This is a genomic window from Periweissella fabalis, assembly GCF_012396505.1.
Taxonomy (GTDB): Bacteria; Bacillota; Bacilli; order Lactobacillales; family Lactobacillaceae; genus Periweissella; species Periweissella fabalis.
In genome coordinates, this window is sequence record NZ_JAAXPN010000017.1 from 1 (window position 1) to 8,106 (window position 8,106).

An 8,106-nucleotide genomic window follows, 5' to 3' on the forward strand; every position below is an offset into this window, starting at 1 on the left:
TTACAACAAACAATTATCAGTGGCTTACCATATGCAGCAAGTGATTACAGTGTTGATTCATTTGCCGCATTACAACAAGCAATGAATGCAGGCCGCAAGGTCCGTGACAATGCTAATTCAACAGTGGGACAATTAAACGCTGCGATGAATAACATTCAAGCTGCAATTAAGCATCTGGTTAAGAATTAATCTTATAAAGATCATCTATAATAATGCATTACACTAAAAAAACTCAAAACAAATTTGTTTTGAGTTTTTTTAGTGTAATTAGTTGCGATAGGGGATTGATTTTTGTTAATATATTTTAATATTAACTTAAACATAGAAAGGTAATCTTTATGGAACATCAAGTAACAGAAAAACATAAATTTGGCTTATTTGCATTAATTTTGTTTGGTATTAACGGTATCATTGGAACTGGAATTTTTTTGATGCCCAATCAAGTTTATAAAATTGTCGGCAACAGTGGTATTTTAGTGGCAGTAATCGATGCAGTCTTAGTTCTAACCATTGCACTATCATTTGCGGATATGAGTTCACGTTTTCATGCCAATGGGGGAGCATATTTATATGCTAAGGAGGCCTTTGGCGACTTTATTGGCTACATTGTTGGCTTCATGACATATTTAATTCGAATGATTGCTTGGTCAGCAATGATTGCTGGATTAACCTCAGCTTTAGGTAGTACTTTTCCCATTTTGAGTTCAAACTTCGCAAGTCATGCGTTTTCATTTGCGTTAGTAGCAAGTTTAACGATTCTTAATTTAATGGGTGTACATTTTATGAAAGCCCTCAATTCAATTGCAACAGTTGCTAAGTTAGTACCATTATTCTTATTTATTGCAATTGGAATTTTCTTTATGAAGCCAACTAATTTAACGCCAATAATTAGTTCACATTTGAATTTTACGACCTTTGGCTCAGCTGCGGTATTGCTACTATATGCTTTTACCGGTTTTGAAACGATGACCATTGCTTCTGAAAATTATCGTAATCCAAGTAAAAACATCCCACGGGCGTTAATCATTGCCATTACAGTAGTAGCGTTTGTTTATATTTCTGTCATCGCAGTATCAAATGGTATCTTAGGCTCAGCAGTTGCTAATTCTGCCACACCGATTCAAGATGCTTTTCGGGCAGTTAGTGGTGATTGGGGATATGCGTTGATTGCCGCTGGAACATTAATTTCAATGTTTGGAATTGTTGTTCATGCTTCATTTGAGGCCCCCCGGGCTGGTCAGGCAATGGCCCAACAAGGTGCTTTACCCAAGAAGCTCGCCTATGTTAATAAGCAAGGTATTCCAACTTATGCGGTGATTTTGACTGGTGTATTAACTTTGGCATTAACTTGGTCAGGACAATTTGCAGTTTTAGCACAAATGTCAGTTGTAGCACGATTCGTTCAATATTTACCAACTATTTTGGCGGTAATTTACTTTTATTTTACTAAAAAAGGACCTAAAGCGGATTATAAATTACCGTTTGGGCCAGTTATTCCAATGATTGCTCTGGTCTTAAGTATTTGGTTGCTTAGTCAAGCTGAAGGAAAGCTATTACTCTTTGGATTGTTTGGTATTATAGCTGCCGTTGCATCGTATTTCGTGACAGGAAAGTATCAAAATAAGTAATTAATGTCAGAATATGTTCGAGACAATGAGAATATATTAAAATGCCTCCCTGAAGAATTCTTCAGAGAGGTATTTTAATATTTCAAATACATTTAATTTCTGGAAGGAACTTTAGTAGCTTGATCCGCCATTATTTTGATAGTTAACAAAAACAGCAGCAAAGATAAAAATGTAAAATAAAATGACTAAAATAATGCCAATTGCAGCCATGATAAAAGCAAATAAGCCAGCCCGATTCCAAGTTTTTTGAACTGCTTGGAATGTCTCGACATCTTGGTAAGCACCATTAGTCCACGCCCATTCATTACCTTTAATACCACAGACAAAGGCCCAAATGATATTAAAAACCGTAATTAAACACAAAAGAGGCAGATAGCTTTTATTACCTAAGCCCCAATAAAAATTAAACATAAATGCGCCCCAATTCCAGCCTTGGACACCTTCAGGAATATAGCGGTAAGTAGCATTGCCATTAGGCCCATCCCATGTAGGTTGTGGTTGTTTATTGGTTTGCTTTGTATCTTTTGTTGGTGCCTCTTGTGTTACTACAACATCAATATTATTAGCTGGTGTTGGTTGAGTTGCATCTGGTTGTGATTGTTGGACTGGATGCGTAGGATCAACTTGTTGAATTGAATCCATTGGTTGGATTGGATCACCTGAATGCATATTAAATTCCCCCTTTATGCAAAGCATTAACATTAATGCTAAGTTTACCACATACTTAGTATTAATAAATAATATATCAATTATTTATTAATTAATGTACTAGGGATTAAAACTATGTATAAAATAAAAATGAAAAAACGATTAAAAAATCATTGCTTTTTATTTTAGTTTTTGTTAATTTAGTGTTAATTTATTTTTTTGGAGGTATTATATGCAGCAAAAATTAGCTATGAAAGATTATCTTTATTTAGGGTCGATGTTATTTGGTTTATTTTTCGGCGCAGGTAATTTAATTTTCCCTGTTAATATGGGACAACAAGCTGGAGCAAATATTTTTTTAGCCAATTTAGGTTTTTTAACAACGGCCATTGGACTACCATTTTTAGGAATTATAGCTGTTGGAATATCAAAAACCAATGGATTATTCGATATTGCTACTCGTGTGAATCGCACTTATGCATATATTTTTACGATTTTACTTTATTTAGTTATTGGGCCATTTTTTGCTTTACCACGCTTAGCAACAACTTCATTTGAAATTAGTATTATGCCATTTGTTGCAAGCCATAATCAAACACTTTATTTAGCTATTTTTAGTATTGTATTTTTCCTATGTGCATGGTTTTTAGCTCTGAAACCAGGTAAGTTATTAGACTATGTCGGTAAATATTTGAACCCAATTTTTTTAATATTATTAGCTATTTTATTAGTAATGGCCTTTATTCATCCGCTTGGGCAAGTAAGTCATGGGGTGGTACAAAGTATGTACACTGGGCAACCATTCTTTACAGGCTTTTTGCAAGGTTATAACACTCTTGATGCACTTGCTTCATTAGCATTTGGAATTATTATTGTAACATCAATTAGAAATCGTGGTGTTACTCAACCGGGAGCCATTGCAATTGATACTTTTAAATCTGGTGCTGTTAGTATTGCTTTAATGGGAATTATTTATACATTGCTATCATATTTAGGCGCGATGAGTATCGGGCATTTCAAGCTAAGTGCCAACGGTGGAATTGCTTTGGCCCAAGTTGCTCAATATTATTTAGGCCCAATTGGAAGTATCTTACTTGCATTAATTATTATTGTTGCTTGTTTGAAAACAGCAGTGGGATTAATCTCAGCGTTCTCACAAACCTTTATTGAATTATTTCCGGGTAAATCATATGTAATGATTGCAACGGTAGTAAGTATTTTACCGGCCATTTTTGCTAATGTCGGCTTAACTAATATTATTGCGTATTCTGTACCAGTATTGATGTTTTTATATCCGTTAGCAATTACCTTGATTATTTTAACAATTTTTAGTCCATTATTTCACAATGATTCTCGTGTTTATCAAGTAACGACATATTTAACCTTAATTGCGGGGCTTGTAGCTGGTTTAAAGGCTAGTCCAACTTTTATTAGTCAAGCTAAGCCAATTTTAGCAATAACTAATTTTGCAGATCACTATTTACCCTTTGAAGTTATCGGAATGGGGTGGATTGTACCAGGAATTATTGGTGCAATTATTGGACTTATTTGGCATTTTAGCGCTAAAAAAACCGGTTTTTCAATGAATCAATGAAGAAACTTCAATCATTAAAAATTAAATCAATATTTGACAAATAAATTTTTAGTTGCTAATATTAGCGAGTATTAAAAATTTAAATAAGTCTTCGGGGCAGGGTGAAATTCCCGACCGACGGTGATAACGCAAGTTAAAGTCCGTGACCCGCTATTAAGCGGTTGACACAGTGAGATTCTGTGACCGACAGTAAAGTCTGGATGGGAGAAGACGACAATAACCACACTACCGGTGGGCTCTTTTTGAGAACAATCATAGGTGTGGTGGTTATTTGCATACGAATTCCCATAATGCCCCTAGCGAATAATCGCTGGGGGTATTTTTTGCCTCCAACTTAGAATGGAGAAGTGATGAAAGATCATGAATACATGGAATTAGCGGTTGCAATGGCACAAAAAGCTGAATGGCACTCGTGGAAAAATCCTCGGGTAGGTGCAGTAATTGTTAAGGGTAGCACTATTTTAGCAGTTGGATATCATCAGCAATATGGTGATATCCATGCCGAAATTGCTGCGTATCAACAAGTGCCAGATAAGCAGCAGTTAATCGGAGCCACGCTTTACGTTACACTAGAGCCATGTGCACACACTGGTAAACAACCGTCATGTGCTACTCAGATGTCAACATGGGGCCTTAAACGAGTTGTGGTAGGGCAAATTGATCCTAATCCACTTGTCACGAATCAAGGTGTTAAACGTTTGCGAGCCGCTGGTATCCAAGTTGATATTTGGCCACTACCAGTTAGTGAAACTATTAATCCGGCATTTCATTATTTTTATAAATACCAGCTACCATATGTAACTGTAAAAGTTGCCCAGAGTCTGAATGGTAAAATCAGTGGCGTGATTGGTGAATCAACCAAGATTACGTCAGCCATGGTAGATGAAGATAGTCACACATTACGAGCATATCAACAGGCAATTATTATTGGCAGTACAACGGCTTTGGTTGATCAACCAAACTTAACAGTCCGGCATGTGAGCACTCAGCACCAACCTTTACGAGTAATTATTGATCGCCGCGGTCGGCTAAAGAATACTAGTGAAGCTACACGTAAAAATACCTTGATTATTACTGAAAATCCTGAGTTTGCTAAGCAGGCGGCACATATTGAATATCTTGATGTAGTGACACCACATAAAGTGTTGCAACTATTAGGTCAACGTGGTATTCAGGCGACCTTAGTTGAAGGCGGCAGTGAGCTCCAGGCGGCCTTTATTACTGATAATGCTTACCAAGAAATCATTATTTATCAAGCTATGACCGTTCTACCCAAAACAGGCTTATCAAGTTTTGGCACAACTAAGTCATTAAATACGTTAGGGATAATTAGTAACGTCAACGTAATTGATAACACTCTTAAAATTACGCTGAAAGGGGTGCAAGAATAATGTTTACGGGAATTGTTTCAAATGTCGGTCGCATTACGCGCTTGGTGCGCAAACAACATGAAATGCAAATGGAGATTACGACGAAAGATGGTTACTTTACAGATTTAACCATTGGTCAAAGTGTGATGACCAATGGCGTGTGTTTAACAATTACCGCTAAGACGGCAACATCAATGCAAGCTGATGTGATGATGCCCACTTTTGATACGACTAATTTTAAATATTTAAAAATTAATGATGAAGTCCATCTCGAAAAGGCGCTGCTTGCTAATGGTCGCTTGGATGGTCATGTGGTCATGGGCCACGTTGACGGTGTTGGTAAAATTACGAAAAAACAATTAGTTAACCAAACCTTATGGCTAGAAATTTATGCACCAGACCAAATTAAGCAAATTGTTACGAAAGGTTCAATTGCGATTGATGGGATGAGTTTAACCGTAGTAAAAGCTAACGGTCCGCGCTTTACGGTAGCTTTAATTCCCCATACGCAAGCTGTAACGTTATTGGCAAACAAACCAATTGGGGCGGTGGTAAATTTGGAAACAGATATCTTAGCCAAATACTTATTACGAGGAGTAATGAAATGAATACAGAACAATTAGCCAGTGTTACACGGGTAAAAAATGCACTAGCAGCTATGAAACAAGGACAATTGATAATTGTGGCCGATGATGCCCAACGTGAACATGAAGGCGATTTAATTGGTTTGGCCGCATTTGTTAGTGATACAACCGTTAATCAGATGTTGACGCTTGGTCGGGGTCTTTTGTGTGTACCAATGTCAGCACCTCGAGCAACTAAATTGGGATTAACACCAATGGTTAGTACTAATACCGAAAAGTTTGGGACAAAATTTACAGTAAGTGTTGATCATAAAGATACAGTAACAGGCGTTTCAGTTGCTGATCGAACAGCAACAATCAAAGCTTTAGCAGATGGACAAAGTCTGGCAACTGATTTTGAACGACCAGGTCATATCTTGCCATTAATTGCTGAAGAGGGCGGTGTACTAGTCCGGCCAGGTCATACTGAAGCGGCCGTTGACCTGGCTAAGTTAGCCGGAGTTCCACCGGTTAGTTACATTATTGAAATTTTAAATTCGGATGGCACAATGGCTCGTGAAGCTCAATTAGCTACAATTGCTAAAGATAATCAATTAATCCAGATTTCAATTCAAGATATTATTACTTATCGGCATGTGACTAATGATGCCGTTTTACAACCTGGACCGACTGTAAAAATACCATCTGAATATGGAAATTTTAAATTAACTGCCTTTCCTAATTCAGTTGGAGAACCTGATTTATTGATTGCAAGTCAAAAAGTTAGTACGGGAATACCACTTGTTCGCTTACATTCGGAATGTTTCACTGGAGATGTCCTTGGATCGCAACGCTGCGAATGCGGGCCCCAATTACATGCTGCCTTGCAAGCCGTTGATGTGGAAGGTGGATACATTATTTATCTGCGACAAGAGGGTCGAGGGATTGGCTTAACAGCTAAGCTACAAGCTTATACCTTACAAGAAGGTGGGTTTGATACGTATGATGCCAATACTTTTTTAGGCCATCTAGCTGATGCTCGCTCATATGAACATGCAGCCGCAATTTTAAAGGCCCAGGGAATTACACAAGTTCGCTTATTAACTAATAACCCTGAAAAGATTGCCGATCTTGAACACCACGGTATTCAAGTAGTTGAACGAGTACCATTACAAGTTGGTGAAAACGCTAATAATGAAGCGTATTTAGCAACGAAGAAATCTAAATTTAACCATATGCTATAGCGTGCGTCATATTCAAAATTAAACATACTAGGAGAAATTATTATGCGTGAAATTACAGGATTATATACAAAAAAAGATGTTAAGGTAGCAATTATTGCGAGCCGCTTTAATTCATTGATTACTAACCAATTAATTAGCGGGGCCCAAGATGCCTTAGTGCGACATGGCGTTTCTGATGAAGATATTACTTTAATCTGGGTTCCTGGAGCTTTTGAAATTCCAGCAATTGCTAAGAAAATTGTTGCTAGTGGTGCATATAATGGGGTTGTTACACTCGGTGCAGTTATTAGAGGTGAAACTGCGCACTATGATTTAGTAATTAACGAAACAGCTAAAGGAATTGGTCAAGTAGCTTTGGAAAGTGATATTCCAGTAGTCTTTGGGGTTGTTACAACTGATACTTTAGAACAAGCTCAACAACGAGCTGGTGCCAAAGCCGGTAACAAAGGTGGTGAAGTAGCAACAGCACTACTTGAAATGATGAGCTTGGCTGATCAGATTTAAATGAACAAAAGCACCTAAGGGGACTTAGGTGTTTTTGTTTGTAATTAAATATTCTTTGATTGATACTGATTGAGCAATCTATCTAATAAGTATTATAAGTTTTTTATGCTATTAATAATAGTTTTAATATAGGTAAACGTTAAACTTGAATTTACTTTAAATGCCTATTTATAAACCTTTGTAAGGCTTTTTCTATACTTTAAATATTAATTTTACCTAAAGATAAAATTAAGTATAGCTTTTAGTTTTATTTAGTAGTATTATAAATGCATAGCTTGATTGTTATTACTTTCACAAAAGTTTTAGCGATAATCAGGAGATAAACTAAAAAATAATTTAAAAAGAGGTATGCATCATGAAAGCAGCAGTATGGCACGGTGTTAAAGACGTTCGAGTTGAAGAAGTGGAATTAAAACCTTTAAAGGATGACGAAGTTGTTGTTCGTGTTGCCTGGGCTGGGATTTGTGGTTCAGACTTACACGAATATTTAGAAGGACCTGTATTTATTCCAGTTGAAAAAGCAGAAGAATTGACTGGTGGTAAAGCACCATTGAC

General features: G+C 36.8%; 8 protein-coding genes, 1 pseudogene and 1 riboswitch. Of the genes and pseudogenes, 8 read left to right on the plus strand and 1 reads right to left on the minus strand.

Translation table 11 applies throughout. From position 1 onward, the window contains the following. Positions 1–189 (plus strand): hypothetical protein (locus HF964_RS09675; protein WP_168722840.1); only part of this gene is annotated, 189 nt, incomplete at its 5' end. A gap of 149 nt (positions 190–338) precedes the next feature. Next, entirely contained in the window at positions 339–1,628 is a 1,290-nt protein-coding gene (locus tag HF964_RS09680) for an APC family permease (RefSeq protein ID WP_168722841.1), read from the plus strand. A 111-nt stretch (positions 1,629–1,739) separates the two neighbouring features. On the opposite strand, the gene HF964_RS09685 is transcribed toward HF964_RS09680, so the two are convergent. Then, positions 1,740–2,039: a ribonuclease G gene (locus HF964_RS09685; RefSeq protein ID WP_168722848.1), complete on the minus strand. Its 300-nt coding sequence runs from the start codon at positions 2,037–2,039 to the stop codon at positions 1,740–1,742. A gap of 469 nt (positions 2,040–2,508) precedes the next feature. Here HF964_RS09685 and brnQ point away from each other — a divergent pair, with 469 nt between their 5' ends. The 6 genes and pseudogenes from brnQ to HF964_RS09715 all read left to right on the plus strand — a co-directional run. Continuing rightward, positions 2,509–3,870 (plus strand): branched-chain amino acid transport system II carrier protein, encoded by a 1,362-nt coding sequence (brnQ, locus tag HF964_RS09690; protein ID WP_168722842.1) that lies wholly within the window; start codon positions 2,509–2,511, stop codon positions 3,868–3,870. An 83-nt stretch (positions 3,871–3,953) separates the two neighbouring features. Continuing rightward, positions 3,954–4,086, plus strand: a riboswitch (FMN riboswitch). Between the two features lie 134 nt (positions 4,087–4,220). Further along, complete coding sequence (gene ribD, locus HF964_RS09695; protein ID WP_168722843.1) at positions 4,221–5,261, plus strand: bifunctional diaminohydroxyphosphoribosylaminopyrimidine deaminase/5-amino-6-(5-phosphoribosylamino)uracil reductase RibD; 1,041 nt, start codon at positions 4,221–4,223, stop codon at positions 5,259–5,261. Beyond that, positions 5,261–5,848 carry a riboflavin synthase gene (locus tag HF964_RS09700; RefSeq protein ID WP_168722844.1) on the plus strand — a complete coding sequence of 196 codons (588 nt, stop codon included), beginning with the start codon at positions 5,261–5,263 and terminating at the stop codon, positions 5,846–5,848. The genes ribD and HF964_RS09700 overlap by 1 nt, the downstream gene beginning before the upstream one ends. Next, complete coding sequence (gene ribA, locus HF964_RS09705; RefSeq protein ID WP_168722845.1) at positions 5,845–7,047, plus strand: GTP cyclohydrolase II; 1,203 nt, start codon at positions 5,845–5,847, stop codon at positions 7,045–7,047. The genes HF964_RS09700 and ribA overlap by 4 nt, the downstream gene beginning before the upstream one ends. A gap of 42 nt (positions 7,048–7,089) precedes the next feature. Further along, entirely contained in the window at positions 7,090–7,551 is a 462-nt protein-coding gene (ribH, locus tag HF964_RS09710) for a 6,7-dimethyl-8-ribityllumazine synthase (RefSeq protein WP_168722846.1), read from the plus strand. A 355-nt stretch (positions 7,552–7,906) separates the two neighbouring features. Beyond that, positions 7,907–8,106: pseudogene (locus HF964_RS09715) on the plus strand (alcohol dehydrogenase catalytic domain-containing protein); the annotation flags it as partial.

Coding starts and splice junctions, on each gene's coding strand:
- ribA (WP_168722845.1), top strand. CDS start 5,845: ATGAATACAGAACAATTAGCCAGTGTTACACGGGTAAAAAATGCACTA.
- ribH (WP_168722846.1), top strand. CDS start 7,090: ATGCGTGAAATTACAGGATTATATACAAAAAAAGATGTTAAGGTAGCA.
- HF964_RS09680 (WP_168722841.1), top strand. CDS start 339: ATGGAACATCAAGTAACAGAAAAACATAAATTTGGCTTATTTGCATTA.
- HF964_RS09700 (WP_168722844.1), top strand. CDS start 5,261: ATGTTTACGGGAATTGTTTCAAATGTCGGTCGCATTACGCGCTTGGTG.
- ribD (WP_168722843.1), top strand. CDS start 4,221: ATGAAAGATCATGAATACATGGAATTAGCGGTTGCAATGGCACAAAAA.
- HF964_RS09685 (WP_168722848.1), bottom strand. CDS start 2,039: ATGTTTAATTTTTATTGGGGCTTAGGTAATAAAAGCTATCTGCCTCTT.
- brnQ (WP_168722842.1), top strand. CDS start 2,509: ATGCAGCAAAAATTAGCTATGAAAGATTATCTTTATTTAGGGTCGATG.